21 protein-coding genes are annotated in these 18,026 nt (G+C 62.8%); 1 reads left to right on the plus strand and 20 read right to left on the minus strand.

Features of this window, described 5'->3' with window-relative positions:
- Positions 1-8: 8 nt before the first annotated feature.
- The 19 genes from ACODSP_RS05155 to ACODSP_RS05245 form a co-directional block, all read right to left on the minus strand.
- Positions 9-482 (minus strand): hypothetical protein, encoded by a 474-nt coding sequence (locus ACODSP_RS05155; protein ID WP_488964559.1) that lies wholly within the window; start codon positions 480-482, stop codon positions 9-11.
- Between the two features lie 69 nt (positions 483-551).
- Positions 552-1,637 (minus strand): alpha/beta fold hydrolase, encoded by a 1,086-nt coding sequence (locus ACODSP_RS05160; RefSeq protein ID WP_488964560.1) that lies wholly within the window; start codon positions 1,635-1,637, stop codon positions 552-554.
- A gap of 97 nt (positions 1,638-1,734) precedes the next feature.
- Positions 1,735-2,379 (minus strand): response regulator transcription factor, encoded by a 645-nt coding sequence (locus ACODSP_RS05165; RefSeq protein WP_488964561.1) that lies wholly within the window; start codon positions 2,377-2,379, stop codon positions 1,735-1,737.
- Positions 2,380-2,465: 86 nt separating this feature from the next.
- Complete coding sequence (locus ACODSP_RS05170; RefSeq protein WP_488964562.1) at positions 2,466-4,514, minus strand: PAS domain-containing sensor histidine kinase; 2,049 nt, start codon at positions 4,512-4,514, stop codon at positions 2,466-2,468.
- The gene (locus ACODSP_RS05175) at positions 4,511-4,912 is read right to left on the minus strand and encodes a response regulator transcription factor (protein ID WP_488964563.1); all 402 of its coding nucleotides are present in this window, start codon (positions 4,910-4,912) and stop codon (positions 4,511-4,513) included. Before ACODSP_RS05175 ends, ACODSP_RS05170 begins: the two co-directional genes overlap by 4 nt.
- A 117-nt stretch (positions 4,913-5,029) precedes the next feature.
- Complete coding sequence (locus ACODSP_RS05180; protein WP_488964564.1) at positions 5,030-5,983, minus strand: MBL fold metallo-hydrolase; 954 nt, start codon at positions 5,981-5,983, stop codon at positions 5,030-5,032.
- A 124-nt stretch (positions 5,984-6,107) separates the two neighbouring features.
- Entirely contained in the window at positions 6,108-6,938 is an 831-nt protein-coding gene (locus ACODSP_RS05185) for an alpha/beta fold hydrolase (RefSeq protein WP_488964656.1), read from the minus strand.
- 589 nt (positions 6,939-7,527) lie between these two features.
- On the minus strand, positions 7,528-8,340 hold the full coding sequence (locus ACODSP_RS05190) for a DUF2189 domain-containing protein (RefSeq protein WP_488964565.1): 813 nt from the start codon (positions 8,338-8,340) through the stop codon (positions 7,528-7,530).
- 10 nt (positions 8,341-8,350) lie between these two features.
- Positions 8,351-8,533: a hypothetical protein gene (locus tag ACODSP_RS05195; RefSeq protein WP_488964566.1), complete on the minus strand. Its 183-nt coding sequence runs from the start codon at positions 8,531-8,533 to the stop codon at positions 8,351-8,353.
- Positions 8,530-9,396, minus strand: a complete 867-nt coding sequence (ccoP, locus tag ACODSP_RS05200; protein ID WP_488964567.1) for a cytochrome-c oxidase, cbb3-type subunit III — start codon at positions 9,394-9,396, stop codon at positions 8,530-8,532. The genes ACODSP_RS05195 and ccoP overlap by 4 nt, the downstream gene beginning before the upstream one ends.
- Positions 9,393-9,560: a cbb3-type cytochrome oxidase subunit 3 gene (locus tag ACODSP_RS05205; RefSeq protein WP_488964568.1), complete on the minus strand. Its 168-nt coding sequence runs from the start codon at positions 9,558-9,560 to the stop codon at positions 9,393-9,395. Before ACODSP_RS05205 ends, ccoP begins: the two co-directional genes overlap by 4 nt.
- Before the next feature lies 1 nt (position 9,561).
- Positions 9,562-10,287 (minus strand): cytochrome-c oxidase, cbb3-type subunit II, encoded by a 726-nt coding sequence (gene ccoO / locus ACODSP_RS05210; protein WP_488964569.1) that lies wholly within the window; start codon positions 10,285-10,287, stop codon positions 9,562-9,564.
- Positions 10,288-10,291: 4 nt separating this feature from the next.
- On the minus strand, positions 10,292-11,929 hold the full coding sequence (gene ccoN / locus ACODSP_RS05215) for a cytochrome-c oxidase, cbb3-type subunit I (RefSeq protein ID WP_488964570.1): 1,638 nt from the start codon (positions 11,927-11,929) through the stop codon (positions 10,292-10,294).
- Between the two features lie 8 nt (positions 11,930-11,937).
- A complete protein-coding gene (locus ACODSP_RS05220) occupies positions 11,938-12,156 on the minus strand; it encodes a catalase-related domain-containing protein (RefSeq protein WP_488964571.1) in 219 nt (72 codons plus the stop codon).
- A 155-nt stretch (positions 12,157-12,311) separates the two neighbouring features.
- Positions 12,312-12,833 carry a flavin reductase family protein gene (locus tag ACODSP_RS05225; RefSeq protein ID WP_488964572.1) on the minus strand — a complete coding sequence of 174 codons (522 nt, stop codon included), beginning with the start codon at positions 12,831-12,833 and terminating at the stop codon, positions 12,312-12,314.
- Complete coding sequence (locus ACODSP_RS05230; RefSeq protein ID WP_488964573.1) at positions 12,823-13,212, minus strand: carboxymuconolactone decarboxylase family protein; 390 nt, start codon at positions 13,210-13,212, stop codon at positions 12,823-12,825. Before ACODSP_RS05230 ends, ACODSP_RS05225 begins: the two co-directional genes overlap by 11 nt.
- The gene (locus ACODSP_RS05235; protein WP_488964574.1) at positions 13,209-14,171 is read right to left on the minus strand and encodes an alpha/beta hydrolase; all 963 of its coding nucleotides are present in this window, start codon (positions 14,169-14,171) and stop codon (positions 13,209-13,211) included. The genes ACODSP_RS05230 and ACODSP_RS05235 overlap by 4 nt, the downstream gene beginning before the upstream one ends.
- Before the next feature lie 13 nt (positions 14,172-14,184).
- Positions 14,185-15,375: an LLM class flavin-dependent oxidoreductase gene (locus tag ACODSP_RS05240; protein ID WP_488964575.1), complete on the minus strand. Its 1,191-nt coding sequence runs from the start codon at positions 15,373-15,375 to the stop codon at positions 14,185-14,187.
- Positions 15,376-15,387: 12 nt separating this feature from the next.
- Complete coding sequence (locus ACODSP_RS05245) at positions 15,388-16,209, minus strand: alpha/beta fold hydrolase (protein ID WP_488964576.1); 822 nt, start codon at positions 16,207-16,209, stop codon at positions 15,388-15,390.
- Between the two features lie 124 nt (positions 16,210-16,333).
- On the opposite strand from ACODSP_RS05245, the gene ACODSP_RS05250 reads away from it, so the two are divergent.
- Positions 16,334-17,212 carry a LysR family transcriptional regulator gene (locus ACODSP_RS05250; RefSeq protein WP_488964577.1) on the plus strand — a complete coding sequence of 293 codons (879 nt, stop codon included), beginning with the start codon at positions 16,334-16,336 and terminating at the stop codon, positions 17,210-17,212.
- Here the strand turns inward: ACODSP_RS05250 and ACODSP_RS05255 are convergent.
- On the minus strand, positions 17,196-17,972 hold the full coding sequence (locus tag ACODSP_RS05255; RefSeq protein ID WP_488964578.1) for a helix-turn-helix transcriptional regulator: 777 nt from the start codon (positions 17,970-17,972) through the stop codon (positions 17,196-17,198). The two genes, ACODSP_RS05250 and ACODSP_RS05255, sit on opposite strands and share 17 nt — an antisense overlap.
- Positions 17,973-18,026 lie beyond the last annotated feature (54 nt).

Consider the following 18,026-nt stretch of genomic DNA (forward strand, 5'->3'; position numbering starts at 1 on the left):
AACACGCTCTAGACCGGCAGAAGCCGACGCCGGGCGGAAAGCCAGCCCAGGGCGACAAACGTCAGCAACAAAGTCCCTTGGACAATGACGAAGGGAGGCTCGCTGCCGGTCGGGGCAAGGCTGTTCAAGGCCCCGACTTTCAGGAAAGCCTGCACTACCGCTACGAAGCAATTGAGGTAAAGCGCAGTAGTTGCCATCACGATATAGGTCACGGGCCAACGACCACGGTGGGCTGCCACAGCTACTGCCAGTACCGCCAGAGACACGCCACCCACCCCCAGGGCCGGTGTGAAAGCGGTAATCGGGAACATGAAACCCGTGACAGTGGTGACAATGGTGGCGACAAGAAACACCGCGTTAAACCGGCCCAACCACCGCCCCCCAACGGCGGCTATCAGCCAGATCAGCCCTGTGGCGATCCCGACCAGGGAGATGATGACATGCAGAAGCGTAAAAGCCTCGATCGACAATCCAAGCAGCATTTTCCCCTCCATGGATAAGGCGGTCGGTCAAAAACTCTGGCCGCCGGTACAAGACGATGCTCGGCGGACTTAGGCCGAACGCGGATTGTTCTTCACGAAGCTGGCGATCAGGTCGGCGCTCAGTTCCGGATACTGGTGCTGGGGGCCATGGCCGCTGTCGGGCCAGGTGGCAACGAACAGGGTGGGCCAGAGGTCGTTCATGGCGTACCAGTTTTCCACCGGGAACATGATGTCATGGTCACCGGACAGGGCCAGGACGGGAATATCGGTGGTGCGGTAAAAGGCCTGATAGGTCCCGTCCGGATCGGGAAAGGGCGTGGTCGGATCGGCGCTTTCGATCACCGATTGGATCATCACGGCAGGCGGGGTAACGGCATCCACCACCACGGACCGCGACCCAATGCGCGCCACTGAGGCATCGCCCGCCGCACGGGATCGGGCGCTGTCCGGCTCAAAAAACAGGATATACTCCTCCTCCATTCCATAATCCGGCTTGAAGGCAGTTTGCAGGAACACCGGTTCCTGCGCCTTGACCATCAGGCCGGGCGGCATGGTGCCGATGGCCAGCACATGGCTGACTTTGTCGGGGTGAAGGGCGGCGAAGACCTGGGCGGCGAACCCACCCAGCGACCAGCCGGCGATGACCACGCGGCCAAGACCCAGTGCGGTAACCAGATCATCCACATCGCGGGCCATGTCGGTCTTGGCATAGCTGGCCTTGCCGGTGGACAGGCCCAGGCCGGAATAGTCGAAGACGGTGACAGTGAAATCGCGGGCCAGCAGGTCCAAGAACAGCGGGTCCCAGCTATCCATCGTGCCCCGGAACCGGATGCAGAGGACCAGATCAGGTCCATGCCCGAAGCGGCGATAGGCCAGGCGGCGTCCCCCCACCTCCACACTGCGATTGGGCGCGGTCAGGGCGGTGTGGTCGAAGGATAATATATCCATTTCCAGGTCTCCACAGGTGTTCGGGATGGGCAGGCCGGTGCCACGGGAGGCGGCCACGACTTTGCGCAGATTGTTCAGCAGGCCCAGTTCTGTGGCCACGGACGCGACCATGGGCCAGAGCTTGCCTTCCGACGCCAGGAAATCATTGTACGTGTCAACGAACAGCAGCGCGGTACACGCCCTGTCTATTGGCTGGGTTGCCGACATCGGAATATCTCCGGTGATCGCTTACCTCCGCAGATCGGGGTGCCGTTACGATGCGCCGGTTAATGCCGTTAACCAATTGTCCTTGAATGTGACCCGCTCATACCTGCGTATAGGGCGTACTGACCGTGGAGTTGAGCAGCTTCAGCGCCTCTGACATACGGACCAGATCGGCCAGCGTGCGAGCACCCATTTTACGCATGGCGGCGCCGCGGTGAATTTTCACTGTGATCTCCGACAGGCCCAGATCGCCCGCGACCTGCTTGTTCAGCCGGCCTGCGGTGACCAGGGCCATGACCTGACGTTCCCGGGGCGACAGCGTTTCGTAAAGGGAACGCAGTTGCGTCACGGCACCGCGTTCCACCCGACCGTTGCGGTCCTGCTCGATGGCGGCGGAAACCGCATCCAGCAGGTCCTGCTCACGGCAGGGCTTTGGCAGGAAATCCAAGGCACCGGCCTTCATGGCTCGTACGGACATGGGAATATCGCCATGTCCCGTCATGATGATGACGGGCAGGCAAATGCCCAGACCCTGAAGCTGCGCCTGGAATTCCAAACCACCGATACCGGGCATGCGTACATCCAGCAACAGACAGCCGGGCGTATCGGGGCGGGGTGTATCAAGGAAACATCGCACGCTTTCATGGGCCATGGCGTCCAGCCCAACCGAACGGAACAGGCTGCATAGCGACAGGCGCAGCGAGGCGTCGTCGTCAATGATATGGACGATGGGATTAGCCGTCATTTGGGCCGCTCCGGGAATCTAAGAAGGAAAAGTTAAGCCACTGAAACAACGTGCGCAAGAGGCACCGGACCTTATGATGTGGCTCTTCAGGTGTCACCCGTCCTGTCCACAACCGATGGCAGGATGAAGCTGAAGCTGGCGCCCTGACCGTCCGGGCGGTTACCCGCCTCGATACTGCCGCCGTGTGCCTCAATGATGGATCGACAGACCGCCAGCCCGATGCCCAGGCCCTCGCGCTTGGTCGTGAAAAAACTCTCGAATAGCCGGTGGAACGTGGCGGTATCCAGGCCAGGGCCATTATCCTCAATAACCACGCGCAGGCCCGCAGCTCCAACAGATGACAGGGCAATCAACAGGCGCGGGACCGGCACTTTCGCCTCAGCCATGGCCTGCAACGCGTTGACGGCAAGGTTGACCACGACCTGCTGGATCTGGATACGGTCGGCTGACACAAGGGCCGACCCACATGCCGGACTGAACCGCAGTTCCACCTGTCTGGCCTGGAATTCGTGCCGCAGGAAGTGCGTCGCTTCCTCAACCAATTCGTTCAGGTTGAGGATGACATGATCCGTACGGCGGTTAGCCGCCATGTCGCGTACCCGCGCGATGATGCCCGCGGCACGCTGGGCATCGGCCACCACGCGCCCGGCCAGATCACGCGCTTCGCCCAAGTCGGGTTCGGCCCTGTTCAGCCAGCGCAGGCAGGCCGCCCCACTGGTCGCGATGGCGGCCAGCGGCTGGTTGACTTCATGTGCGATGGAAGCCGCCATCTCACCCAGCATGGCGACGCGCCCGGCATGGGCCAGTTCAGATTGCATCTGTTCCACCTTCGCCAGAGCGGCGATGCGGTCGCCGATATCGATGAAGGCAACGATATTGGTGCCGCGTTCCCAGGTGCTTGGCGGAAAGGCTACGGTATAGAGAACGTCGATCTGTGTGCCATCCAGGGCGTCTACCTTGGTTTCTTCCGAATATCCCGGCTCCCCACTGAGACGGGCCAGAACGGTACGGCGCACCGTTTCCGGTCGGGTACGCCAGAAACGCTCAATGGGGATCAGCATGTCCTCGCGCGTGGCTGCGCGGAACAGGCGCTGGGCTTCCGGGTTCACCTCAATGGCTCTCGTCTCACATAGGATGTCCTGAATGAAGTCGAGATCGATATCCATCTCGTTGCGGGGCGGCGGCTGGTTTGCGTAGCGGGCGGTCAGGCGGTCGTTCATGTAGCGCATGTCGAGTTGCCCCAGTGCCACGGGCATATGGTTGAACAGTTCGCGGTAGCGCCGCTCGCTGCGCCGCGTTTCCTCCTCCGCCCGCTTGCGTTCGGTGATGTCGATCACGCCGACCAGAACATTTCCTCGGCCTTTATGTTCTTCCGGCCAGCAGACCGTGAACAAGACGTCGATATATTTGCCATCCAGTCGGGTAATGGTAGTTTCTGTTGCGTAACGATCCTGACGCCGCGCGGCGGCGATAAGACTTTCAGCGAAGACGTGACGGCTTTGCGGCGGAAAACACCAGGCAACATGACCACCGACAATCTCGTCGCGCCGGCTGGCGCCGAACAGGGATATCACCTTGTCATTGACGTCAATGACGTGCACGGCACGCATCGCTTCGACAACCCAGTCCGGGTTCTCCGCCATGTATCGGGGCAGGTCCGTGACGCCCGATGCCATCAGGTTTCCGATCATCATGCGCACGCGGCTGAAATCCATCTCCCAAAAGGCCGCCGCCATGGCTTGGAACAGGTTTCGGTAGCGATGCGCGGCCAGCCGCGTTTCCTGTTCCAGTGCGTTCAACGCCGACACATCGCGCCCGGTTTCCACGATATCGACCGGCAGTCCGCTTGCATCGCGGCGCAGGGTCCAACGTACCTCCACCGACAGTTCGCGCCCGTCGGCGGCATGGCGTCCAAACTCCCCCTCCCAGGTGCCGACCTTCAGCAACCGTGCTTCGATATCGGCCATCAGAAACAGGTGGCGCGTCCCCAGCAGATCATGCAGTCGCTGCCCCAAGGCCACAGCCGCCGACAAGCCGTATAGCCGTTCAGAAGCCTGGTTCCAGAGCGTGATATGCCCTCGCATGTCGCGCACGATCAGGCTTTCGGAAATCAGATCCGCGATATCTTCCGTCATGGCCGATCCAGCCCCGGCAAGGCTGCATCCACAGACCCCATGGCGACCGTCAGACATTCCGCAAGTTCCTGTGCATCGAATGGCTTCTGAAGAACGCGGGCCGGGTTGGCGGCCGCAGCACGGTCCAGCAGAATGCGTTCGGTGCGCGCCGTCATCAGGATGACGGGCAAATCCGGCTGCGTGCGCGCGAGTAACAGTCGCAAGTCGATACCGGACATTCCGGGCATCTGGATATCGCAGATAACGCAATTCGACCTGGCTGCATTCGCGCCGGCAAGGAATTCTTCAGCAGAACCATAGGCCATAGCGCGATAGCCGTATGAACGCAGGAGATTCTCCAAAGCGGCGCAAAGCGATGGATCATCGTCGATGACACAGACGAGCAAGGGGCTGGACACTGGACGTCCTTCCATGAACTGAGACGGACATGATGCTGGCATGAGCCCGGTGCCAACGAAATCATATTTAGGTGTTAGCGAATGACCTAACAGGGTGCGGAAAGAGGCCTTGTCTGTTCAGGCCAGCGCCACGTGGCGATAGGCACTGCCATGCCTTTCCGCGATAGCGAAACCTGGGCTGGTCCAGTGATAGCCCAGCATGCACAGCTTCTCCGCCGCCGCCCGGTCGATCAGGCGGCGGCGCGTGGCCACCCCCTGGTCCTGGTCGGTGTCAAAGCCGAAACGCCACCCTGGATGTTCAAACGATGCGATCACATTGGTGATGGCGTCACCGGTGATCAGCAAACCGTCATCGCCGGCTAGTTCCAAGGAGATATGGCCCGGCGTGTGGCCTGGCGTGGACAAGACCCGCAGACCCGCCGCCACCTCGTCCCCGTCCCGCAGCCGGACCAGCCTGTCGGCAATCGCACCCAGGTCGCGCCGTGCACCGGGCACGAAGTCACGTAGACCCGGATAGCGGGCATCCGGGTCCGGCCCCATCCAGAAATCCCATTCGGTCGCCGAGACATAGTAGCGGGCATTGGGAAAGGACAGGCCACCATCAGGCAGCAAGATGCCGCCCGAATGGTCGGGATGCGCATGGGTCACTACGACATCAGTGATGGAGGCCGGATCAATCCCGGCAGCCCGCAGATTGTCACGCAAGCGTCCGGCCGACGGCTGGAATTTGTTCCCCGATCCGGTATCGACCAGGATCAGGGCCTGGCCGACCCGGATCAGTGGGATATTAACGGGAGTTTCGGCCCTCCCCTGCCGCCCGCCCAGGCGCCGGATGATGTCGGCCCGTTCGGAGGGGCTGGCATCCGGTGCGATGATAGCATCGGACAAGGTGATGAAGCCGTCACTGAACACATCAATCCGGAAATTGCCATGTCCAAAGCGGCGTGGTGGGGCCGCCACGCTGAGCCCGGCATCCAACGCGCCCGCCGTTACGGTCAGCGCGGTGGCGCCGGCCAGGAAGGCCCGACGGGCCATGGTGGACCGTTCGGGGTCAAAAGTAGGACGAAGCATGGCAACCTCCACCATTTTGAGTTTGGAAAGGTAATGCCACGGGTCATTGCAAATGACCGGTGGATACCGGCGACTGCCGGCTCGCCCGCCGCTTTGCCTGTGGTTGAAGGCACACACGGGGGAATTAGCTTTTGAAGTAAGCCAGCAGGTCGGCATTGATCGTGTCGGCATGGGTGGTGGCCATTCCGTGGTCGAAGCCCTTGTATACTTTCAACGTCCCCTTCTTCAGCAGCTTGATGCCCATCAGGGCACTGTCGGCGATGGGCACAATCTGGTCGTCATCGCCATGCATCAGCAGCACAGGCACGTCGATCTTCTTCAGGTCCTCGGTGAAGTCGGTTTCCGAGAAGGCTTTGATGCAGTCATACTGGGCCTTGATGCCTCCCATCATGCCCTGCCGCCACCAGTTGTCGATGACACCCTGGGAAACCTTCGCACCCGGCCGGTTATAGCCATAGAAGGGGCCGGTCGGCACATCCTTGTAGAACTGCGCCCGGTTGCCGGCTACAGCGGCACGGAAACTGTCGAAGACCTCAAGCGGCAGGCCGCCGGGATTCCTGTCCGACTTCACCATGATCGGCGGCACCGCTCCCAGCAGCACTGCCCGCTTCACCCGACCGGGCTCCGCGCGGGCCACATATCGCGCGACCTCGCCGCCGCCGGTGGAATGGCCGACATGGATGGCTTCCTTCAGGTTCAGTGCTGCGACCAGCGCCTTCACATCCTCGGCGTATGTATCCATCTCGTTTCCGGTATCAGTCTGGCTGGAACGCCCATGGCCGCGCCGATCATGGGCGATGACCCGGAAACCCTGGGCCAGAAAGAAGAGCATCTGCGCGTCCCAGTCATCGGCCGACAACGGCCAGCCATGGTGGAAGACGATGGGTTGTGCATCCCGCAGACCCCAGTCCTTATAGAAAATCTCGGTGCCGTCGCTAGTCTTGATCGTGCTCATTATGGGGGCTCCTTCGGTAAACGTGGCGGCCTCGGCCGACGCCAGGGGGAAGAGGGTGGTGGAAAGCAGGCCGGCCGCGTACAGGCCGATACCGCCGGCCAGCACGTCGCGGCGGGTAGCGCCAGTGGCGGCGCGGGTCACCATGCTTTTCATGATGGGCTCCGATTGTCCGGTAGGGCCGGCGGTGTCGCCGGTGGTCGAGTTGCTCGACCGGGAAGCCAACACAGGATGGACCCAGGCCGACCATTGAACAATTATCCGGTTATTTCAGGTCTCTAACACGTTAGTATAGGTTCATTAACCATGATGCCGAGAGTGATCGTGCCGGGGCGACGGTGGGCCTGCGCTATGACGGACTGAACCTGGTGACGGCCTCCGCCGGGTACCGACGCGGACACGCTTTAACGGTTCCACTCGAAGGTGATCAGACAGGTTGGCGAGACACTCTTACTCTGCTCAACGAACCCGTCGAACTGAAGCGGCCCCGGCATCAGTGCGGACTGTTCCTCTGTCCAGATATCGGCAAGGGTTTTGAGAAGACGGCCATGCGAAGTCTTCCGCTACAGCCTTAGCTGACCATATAGCTGCTTTATGATGGCAGCCTCTCTCGAACGGCCCTGAATGCATGCCATGTGGCATGGCCGAGCGCCGGAAACACCAGCACCAAACCCAGCAAGCCGGGCAGAAGGCCCATGACCAACAGCGCCAGGACGATGGCCCCCCAAGTCAGCATGACAGGTAGGTTATGCCAAACCATGGCCATACTGGTACCCATCGCAGTGAGGGCATCTAGCCGTTCAGCCAGCAGCATGGGCAAAGAGAAGACCGAGATGGCAAAGGCGAAGGCGGCAAACAGCCCGCCCACGACGCCACCCACCAGCAGGAGGGCCCAGCCCAGCGGATCGGTGACCAGCATGGCAGCCACATGATCCAGGCCTGGAAAAGGCTGCCAGCCGAAGAACAGGGCGTAAAGCAGCACGGCGGCGCGCATCCAGAGCAGCATCAGCAGACAGAGAAGTACACCCACGAACAGGATCTGCCGGCCCGATGCCGCCCGAACACGCAGCATGGCGCCCAGCCCGATCCGCTCCCCCGCCGCTCGGCGCCGGCTTTTCTCGTAAAGACCGGTGGCGAAGGCCGGAGCCACGATGGCGAAGCCCGACAGGGCCGGAAACAGGAAATAATCACGTCCCAGCCCGACCAGCCCCGCCACCACCAGCAATGAAACCAGCAGCATCACGGCACCATAGGCCAGACTACCGCCGGGATTGTCCCACAGATCACGCCAACCGGCGGCCAGCCATCCCAGCGCCGCCGACGCCGGTAGGCCGCGTGCGTGCGGGCTGACATGGGGCAAAGGCGGCACGGTGGGCGGCAGGCTGTCATCGGGAACAGCGATCATGGTCACCCCCTCAACAGGCGGATCTGGCAGCGCTGTAGCCGGCGGCAGCCGGCGTCACGCCCGGTTTTTGATGCGGCACGCAGGCTGGCTGGCTTTCCAGCGCCACCATCACCAGGTGCAGATTGGCCCCCAGCAGCAGCGCGATACCGACCGCCACCAGCAGGATAACCCGCCAGTGCCTAACGAAGGTCATGGGCGCCCCCCCGTGGCCAGATCGGCGACATAGAGGGCCAGGATCTTGCGGTCCAGATCGGACAGGCGCTGATCCCACCGGGGCATATGTCCCTGCCGCCCGTTGAAGATCGTCGTGAAAATCGTCTCTGCGTCGCCGCCATAAATCCAGGTAGCGTCGGTCAGGTTCGGTGCGCCCGTCTCTACCATGCCATGGGCATCCTCCCCATGGCATGCAGCACAATTGGCCACGAACAAGGCGCTTCCCGCCTCTGAGCCGGGGCCAACCCCGGACAAGGAGCGGACATAGGCCAGGACGGCCAGAATCTCCGACCGTGTCAGCAATTGATCACGCCCGAAGGCCGGCATCTGCGACACGCGGCTGTCGGGATGGTCGGAATTGATGCCGACGCGGACGGTCTCCGCCAGCACCTCCGGCGCCCCACCCCACAGCCACGCCCCCGCCGCCAGTGCCGGGAAGCCCGGCCCACCCGTGCCGCCCGGCCCATGGCAGGCCGCGCAATTATCGCCAAACAATACCGCACCGTGCCGGCGCACCTGCTCCATCAGGGCAGGATCAGCCTGGATGTCGGCATATTCAAGACGGGAAACCTCCGCCCGCCAGGGGGGCGCTTTCTCCATAGCCCGTCGCAGGTCGTCCGCCACCACCTGCCGCTGGTCGATACCCAGCAGCCCCTTAGTGTAGGTGTGTCCCAGCGGCCAGGCCGGCATCAGCACCCACCAAATCAGGCTGAACAGGAAAGCGGTGATCAGGAAGAACCAGACGGCCCGGGGTACCGGCGTGTTCAGTTCCTTGATGCCGTTCCATTCATGACCCGTGGTCATGTGCCCCGTCAGGGGATCACGCTCGGCCCCGCCGCTCATGGCCTGTCCTCCCCGCGCAGCACGGATTTCGCCGCCTGTTCAAAGCGTTTTCCGTTGCCGGGCCAGAATGTATAAATCAGGACGCCAGCCGACAAAGCCAGCAGGTAGAAAAGCCCAAACCCCTTGGCGAGGAGAACGGTCAGAGCGTGGCCTGTCTCCGCCATCTCATTCCTCCGGCGGCTGGCTGTTGGCATGGGCGGCATCGGTCAGCCGGCCCAGGATCTGAAGATACGCGACCAGGGCATCCATTTCCGTCACCCGCCCCGGATTGCCATCGAAGACCCGCGCCTGCGTGGCGGCGCCATAACGGGCGCTTAGGCCCTCGCTGCCATCGGCCCCAGCCTGGGCGATGGCGTCAACCGTGGCATTGGTTACCATCTGCTCCGTGTAGGGCACGCCGACCCGGCTCAGCGCCTTCAGGTGCAGGCCCAGATCGTCGGTGCGCAGCGCGGTGCTGGCCAGGAACCGGTAGGAGGGCATGATCGATTGCGGCACGACGGCACGCGGGTCGATCAGATGCGCCACCTGCCATTCGTCGGAATATTTGCCACCGATACGGGCAAGGTCGGGACCGGTGCGCTTCGACCCCCATTGCATGGGATGGTCATATTTGGACTCCACGGCCAGCGAATAGGGGCCGTACCGCTCCACCTCGTCCCGGAGCGTGCGGATCATCTGGGAATGGCAAGCGTAGCAGCCCTCCCGGATATAGATGTTGCGCCCAGCCACCTCCAGCGGCGTGTAAAGCCGCATGTCGGGCGCATCCTCCACCGTCTCGTCGATGGTGAACAGGGGTGCGATCTCCACCAGCCCGCCGATGGAGGCGACGAAGATGATGCCCAACACCAGGGCCATACCATGCTTTTCCAGGCGGTAATGCAGCCCGAACATCGGCTTACTCCCCCGCCAGAATGGTCAAAGGTCGGTCGTCCCCGGTCGGCTGCGATGCGACCGCGGGGCCGCGGATGGTCATCCAGACATTCCAGGCACCGATGGCCGCCCCCGCCAGGAACAGGCCCCCACCCACCGCGCGGGCGATGTAGTAGGGATGCATGGCCACGACGGTATCGATGAAGGGATAGGCCAGCGTGCCGCCCGCGTCATAGGTGCGCCACATCAACCCCTGTATGACGCCCGAGTTCCACATGGAGAAGACGTAGATGAGGGTGCCGGCCAGGGCCAGCCAGAAATGCGCCTCCACGGCCCAGGCGGAATGCATCCGTTCCCGCCCCCAAAGTGCCGGCGTCAGGCTGTAGAGCGCGCCAAAGCTGATCAGGGCCACCCAGCCCAGGGCCCCTGCATGCACATGGCCCACGGTCCAGTCGGTATAGTGGGAGAGAGAGTTCACGGCGCGGATGGCCATGAACGACCCTTCGAAGGTGGTCAGGCCATAGAAGATGGCCGCCACCATCATGAAGCGGAGCGTTGCATCATCACGCACCCGGTGCCAGGCACCGTTCAGGGTCAGCAGCGCATTGGCTGCCGATCCCCAAGACGGCACCAGAAGGATCAGCGAGAAGGTCATGCCCAGCGTCTGCACCCAATGCGGCAGGGCCGTGTAATGCAGGTGGTGGCTGCCCGCCCACATATACATGAAGGTGATGCCCCAGAAGCTGATGATGGACATCCGGTAGCTGAAGATGGGCCGCCCGGCGCGCACAGGCAGATAATAATACATCATGCCCAGAAAGCCGGCGGTCAGGAAGAAGGCCACCGCATTGTGCCCGTACCACCATTGGGTCATGGCATCCTGCACACCGCCAAACGCCGAATAGGCTCGGGCGTGGTTCCAAGCCACGGGTACCGCGAGGTTGTTGACGATATGCAGCATGGCCACGACGATGATGAAGGCCAGATAGTACCAGTTGGCCACATAGATATGCGGCTCTCGCCGCCGGGCCAGCGTGCGGATATACAGCACCAGATAGGTCACCCAGACGACGCAGAGCCACAGGTCCACATACCATTCCGGCTCCGCATATTCCTTGGACTGCGTGATGCCCAGCGGATAGCCGGATACCGCCAGCAGGCAGAACAGGTTGTAGCCCAGCAGCACGAACCAGGGGCTGAACTGCCCCGCCAGCCGGGTGCGGCAGGTGCGCTGGACCACATGGAACGAGGTGGCGATCAGGGCGTTGCCGCCGAAGCCGAAAATAACACCCGTCGTATGCATGGGCCTGATCCGCCCGAAACTGGCCCAGGCCGCATCGAAGGTGAGATGCGGATAGGCCAGCATCCAGGCCACCCAATCGCCCACCGCCAACCCGAACAGCGCCCAGCCCATGGTCAGCACAATGGCCACCCGGCTGGGATCGTCATAATATTCAGCTAGTCTTCCGTCCACCGGTTCCGGCGCATCCAGCCCCGAAATAACGACGAAAGCCAAGCCCACGGCAAAGGCCAGGATCAGCCCCCCATGCAGGGCGAACAGATCGTCATTGGCGCCGGCGGCCATCACCAAACCGCATACAGAAAGCAGGCCGAAAACGAGAAGGGCAAATTGCCGCTCGGCACGGGTAAGCTGGGCGACCATGGGTTTCCTCATTCAGCGGCATGCGCGGAAACGTCGAGGCCAAGCGCTCGGGCCACAGCCGCGTCATACACGGCATCGGTCTTCGTGCAATTGTCGATATGGCGCCGCTGGATGTGGATGGCGGCACGGCACAGTGAATGAAAGACATTCTCACACAATGCCTGGCGTTGTGCCAGACCCATCAGGTGAAAAAGAATGCCCGGCTGCTGCCAATAATAATCGGCCACCCCATGACCCTCATAGGTTGCCGGCCCGTGGAACGGCAAGGGCGGTTCCTTGGTGCCTGAACTTATGGTGCGGACGCGCCTTCACCTTGGCAGAAGGCGAGACCCCCAGAACAGACCTCGATCAAATCAGCCGTCAGCAGTGGATAAGATTGACCTCAGACAGCCGCAGCCTGAAAGCATCCATAGCGGCCATCCATATAGACCAGGGGATTTATGGGGTTCAGATCAATCACCTCCAGTACTTCACCGATGAATACACCATGGGTGCCGAAGGCCATGTTCGCCACATTGCGACAGAAAAAGCTGGCCTGCGCATCCGCCAGATAGGCATGGCCCAGTGGCGATTGCCGCCAGTCACCAATCGTGAACCGTGCCTCCCCCTTCTCCTTACCCGCGCACAGGCTGGAGATGTCGGCCTGATGGGCCGCCAGGATGTTGATGCAGAAATCCGCCCCCTGCGACAGCGGCGCGAACAGGCTGGCCGTCCTGTTCACACAAATCAGCATGGAGGGCGGGTCCATGCTCAGTTCGCTGACCGCCGTGGCCGTCATGGCGTGGCGCTGCCCGTCCTGCTGACAGGTGATGATGACGACAGCCTTGGCCAGACTGCGCAACCCTTTGCGCAACGCTGCCGCGACCAGCACCGGATCATGGGCGGTGGTGATGTCAGTAGGCATCGATTTCCCTCAGCGCCGCCGCCGCCTCCCGCCAGCTGTCCGCGCCCGCCGGCAACCCGGCATAGAGCGTGGCATGCAACAGGATTTCGCGGATTTCCTCCTTGGTCACACCATTGGCGATGGCACCCTTCACATGGTTGCGCAGCTGCGCCGGTCGCGTCTGCCCCACCAGGATGGCGATGGTCAGCATGGACCGGATCTTCAGCGACAGGGCCGGGCGGCTCCACACTTCACCAAAACAGATGCGGGTGACGGCATCCTGGAGGGGCATGGTGAAGTCGTCGGCCTCGATGTGGCTTTTCATGCCTTCCGCACCGAAAATCTGCTCCCGCAAGGTCCGGCCGCGTTCGGCCGCCTCGGTATCGTGGGATGAACTCATGCTGTTTCCTCCTGTTGATCGGGCCACAGATACGGCCCTGTTGCCCTGGCGGCAGATTTCATGACCCGTGCGGCGGCCGGCGACATTGCGACCGCGCGCAGGAACCCGTGGATCATGCCCGGCGCCGTCATCACTTCCGCCTTCACACCGGCTGCGCGCAGAAGATCGGCATATTCATCGCCTTCCGCCCGCAGCGGATCATATTCCGCCCCGATCAGCACCGCTGGCGGCAGGCCGGACAGGTCAGGCGCGGACAAGGGTGGCGGTTGGCAGGGTTCGGCCTCCTGTGATTGCCGGTAAAGCCGGACAAAGTCCTCAACCCGTTGCATGCTTAATAACGGATCACGCCCCCGCTTATAGGACGGACGCCCCGGCACCAACGCATAGGCGCCGTACATCAGCAACTGACAGACGGGCCGCACCGGCAGGTCGGCATCACGCGCCATCATGGCCGTGACGGTCGCGAACAGCGCCCCGACGCTGTCGCCCGCTACCGCAATTCGCCGCGCATCGACGCCCAACAGGCCGACATGTGCCACGAACCACTGGAACGCCGCGAAGCAATCCTCCTGCGCGGCGCGATAGCTGTTTTCCGGCAGGCGACGATACTGCACGCTGACCACAACGGCCCCCGTCTCCTCCGCCAGCGTCTGGGCCACGACATCGAAACTCTCGACACTGCCAAAGGCGAAGCCGCCGCCGTGGAAATAGCAGATGCCCGGACGTTCGATCTGCCGCCCCGGATGCAGGATCATCACTGCGATCTCCCGCCCCGGCAGCACGATGAAGCTGACATGGCGGTGCAGGCCCGGCGCCGCTGGCCGTGCGAAAGCATCGGCCCCCAGGTCGGATGACAAACGTGCTGCGGCCAGCGTGCCGCCCGGCGACGACTGAGCTGCACGGAAAGCGGCCAGATAGGCCTCCATCCCCTCGGCCAGTGAAACGGGATCATCCACCATCGCGTCCCCCGTTTCAGGCAAAGGCCTCGTACCGGATGTCGGGAGCCGCGACCGACAGTTCGGCCAGACGGGGCATGACTTCTTTGGCGAACAGGGACAGGTTCTCCACCGTTTCCTCATGGCCCAGCGTACCCGCCTGCCCCATCATCAGCAGGTTTCCAAACCCACCGACATCGGCATAGAAGCGGCTGATCTGCCCGAACACATCGTCAGGTGTACCGACGAACATCAGGCCGGCATCGATATATTGCTCAATGGTCGCGTCGGACGGCAGCGGGCTGCCGTCGCGCAGGCGCGGACGGATGGCATTGGGGCCAGCCTTCAGAAGGCGGACATTATCCTTGACGGAGGTAAAGCCCGCCGGATTGCGGAATTGCGGATCCAGACGGGCGGCTGTGGTGAAATAGGCCTTCATCTGTTCTGCCCGCGCAAACGCCGTCTTGCGGTCATGGGCGACGGAGACGAGGCCCAGATAGCCCAGCCTGTCTTCGGATGCCGGCTTTCCATGCGCCTCCTGATACGCCTTGCGATAGGCATCGAATACCGACCGCGCCACGGCCCCCGACAGGAAGGTGGCGCAGACATAGCCCAGCTTGGCCTGCTGTGCTGCACTGCTGCCGCTGGACGCCGTCATCCAGATGGGGGGCGTGGGCTGCTGGATGGGGCGCGGCCACAGGCTGATGGCGCGATAGTTGAAGAACTCGCCATCCCAGGAGAAATTCTCACCCTGGTTGGTCAGTGCCTCCTTGATCAGGTCATGCGCCTCCCAGAACCGGTCCATGAAGCGGACGGGCTGGCGGTTGGACATGAACACCTCATAGGCGGCCCCCTTGACCAGCCCCACCTCCAGACGCCCATTGGAGATGACGTCGGCCATGGCGATCTCTTCCGCCACGCGCACCGGATTGGCGCGGTTGCCGATGGGAATGCCCAGCGCCAACAGGCGGGCATTGCGCGTCTGCCGCGCCAGGATGGCCAAGGTCGTCATGCAGGAGGTCGACATGCAGGTCGCCGCGGCATGATGCTCGTTGATCATGATGTTGAAGCCCAGCTCGTCGGCCAGGACATACTCATCCAGATAACGGTTGATCAGCCGGCCCGCCTCGACAGGATCGCAATGGTTCTGGGCCAAGGTGATGCGCATCGGCCCCGGCACCTCGAATGCGGGATGATAGGCCTGTTCGCTGAATTGCCAGACTTTCATGGTGCGGTTTCCTCAAGCAGCCGTGGAGGTGGCGCGTTGGACGAAATGTTCGATCTTCGCCGCCGCCACATTCGGGCGATCGACATAAATGCGGTGGCCACAATCCGGGATGGTCTCAAACCCCGCGCCGGGGATCAGGGCAGCGTAGTCGCGGCCATAGTCCAGCGACGCGATGGCATCCTCTTCCCCCCACAGGACCAGCGTCGGCGTGGTGACGCGGTGCAGCCGGTGGCGCAGTTTGGGATTGCACATATAGGGCGACCAGCCGAACAGCATCGTCGCCTCGGCATTGCGCACCCGACGTTCCAGCACCTCGTCAGGCAGGGTGGACAGGTCCAGCTTGGGGGCCGGCGTCACCTGCGATCTGGCCTCTACAGTGCGGCCATCCTGCGTGAAGATATCCAGGACGCGGCGCGTCTTGCGGTCCGCCGTCTCAATCCCGAACGGTGCGCCCAGCACCGACAGGGCGATACGCCCATTATTCTTGACCAGCATCTCCGCCGCGATCCAGCCGCCGAAGGAAAAGCCGGCAAGGACAACGTCCCGCAGATCCAGCTGCTCCAGCAGATCGAGATAGAAATAGCCCAGATCATCGACCGTGGAGAAAGGCCGCGGCAGATCGGACCCGCCGAAACCCGGATGCGACGGGGCATAGACCCTGTAGCTGGCGGAAAGCCTTTCGATCAGGGGCGCCAGACCCTCGACCCCATCCATGCCATGCAGCAGCAGCAAGGGCCTGCCCTCGCCTTTCACCAGCATTTCAAGGCGCACACCGCCCACATGCAGGAACCGCGTTCCGGAAGGGGAAAGGGCATCCGCCACTTCGCTGTTCATCCGCCATGACCTTTCTTGTACGCTTTTGCGCATGATTGACGATGCCCAATTACTGGCCGGGGCAAGGCTTAACCGTCCAATTCTTTGTCTTGCAGAACCGATGCCGGCGCGGTATCAATTGCTCATGGAACTTCGGCATCTCCGTTATTTTCAAGCAGTTGCACGCGAAGAGCACTTCGGTCGCGCCGCGCAGGTCATCCATATCGCCCAGCCGGCCCTGACCCGGCAGGTACGCGATCTGGAGGATGAGCTGGGCGTGCAGCTGTTCGAACGGCTGCCACGCGGCGTGCGCCTGTCACCGGCCGGTCGCGCCTTCCTGGAGGATACGAACGCCATCCTGGAGAAGCTGCAGCGCTCCGTGGCGCGGGCCAAAAGCTACGCCACGGGTCAGGTCGGCTCGGTCCAGATCGGGTTCAGCGAGTTGGCGTCCCGTCACCCCGAAATCCCAGCCAAGCTGTTGCAGTTCCGCCTGGACGAACCGCTGGTGGAACTGAACCTGCTGCCCATGAGTTCGATGAACCAGATTGATGGGTTGCGCAACGGCACCGTCGATCTGGCCATCGTCTACGACATCCATTTGTCGGATGAGAATTTGGGCCTGCTGGATAGTTGCGAACTGGGCAGCAGCGAGATCGTGCTGGCCTTGTATGAGGATCATCCCCTGGCCCAGCGCCCGATCCGCATGAAGGATCTGACCGACGAACGTTTCCTGTTCCCGGCCCGCAAGCCGCAGCCGCGCTATTTCGACCGGCTGATGCAGGCCTGCCTGTCGCATGGTTTCTCACCGAATATCGTACAGGAAACGGCGACGGACAGCATCCTGCTGTCCCTCGTCGCCGTCGGCATGGGCATCGGCTTCACCCAGAAAACCGGTGGCACCCCGCGTCAGGGCGTAGTGCTGCGTGAGGTCGAAGACCTGGACGTGTCCTTCCGCCTGCATCTGGCCTGGCGCAAATCCGACCCCTCACCCGCCGTCCTGCGCTTCGTCAACGCGATGCGGTAAGTCCACCCAACCGCAACTGCCGATACGCCGCCAGCAGTTCCTGCTTGTCCATGACCCCCAGCTTGCAATAGGCGCGGCGGCGATAGGTGATGATGCTGGACAGCGTCAGACCCGTTTCAGCCACGATCTCCCCCTGCGTCCGGCCCAGGATGAAGCCCGCCGCCACCTGCGCCTCCCGCGCGCTCAAGCCGGCATCGGCAGACAGCAGTGCTTGCCGCACCATCGCCGGCGTCTCGTCGCCAGACCGGCTGGCCGACAGTTCGACATGCCGGGACAGGGAAGCCATCAGCAGGGGGGCGACATCCTCCAGCCGCGCGATGTCGCCCGGTCGGAACGCGCCGTCGCTGGTCGCGCGGTAGCCGTTGGCGATCAGCGCGTGCCGTCCGGCGGCCTGGATGCTCAGCCGCTCCCCGATCCCGCCATTCTCGTAGCAAGTGCGGCGGTAATCGGTGTCAGCGATATCGCCGGCACAGGTCCTCACAATGCGTACTCCGCCCCCTGCGCGCCGCACGTCGCTGTCGTGGCGCCAATATCGCCTTGAATAGGCGGTGGAGGCGGTATGGGCAAAATCCGGGACACCCCGGCATTCCCCTTCCGCGAACAGGGTCCGTGGCGCGCCTGCCCCCTGGAAGCAGAAGGCGGAGAACAGGCGTGCCCCGCACAGCGCCTCCAGCGTCGCAAGGAACCGGGCCGGAAATTCCGGGGCACCGACCGTGGTCACCACACCGGCAAGCATGCCGATATCGTCACGCATCATCATCCTGTCCTCCCGCCGGGGGGACGAAGCCGCCCTTCGTCCGCCTTAAGATGGAAC

It is taken from the genome of Niveispirillum sp. FG156 (assembly GCF_057809555.1).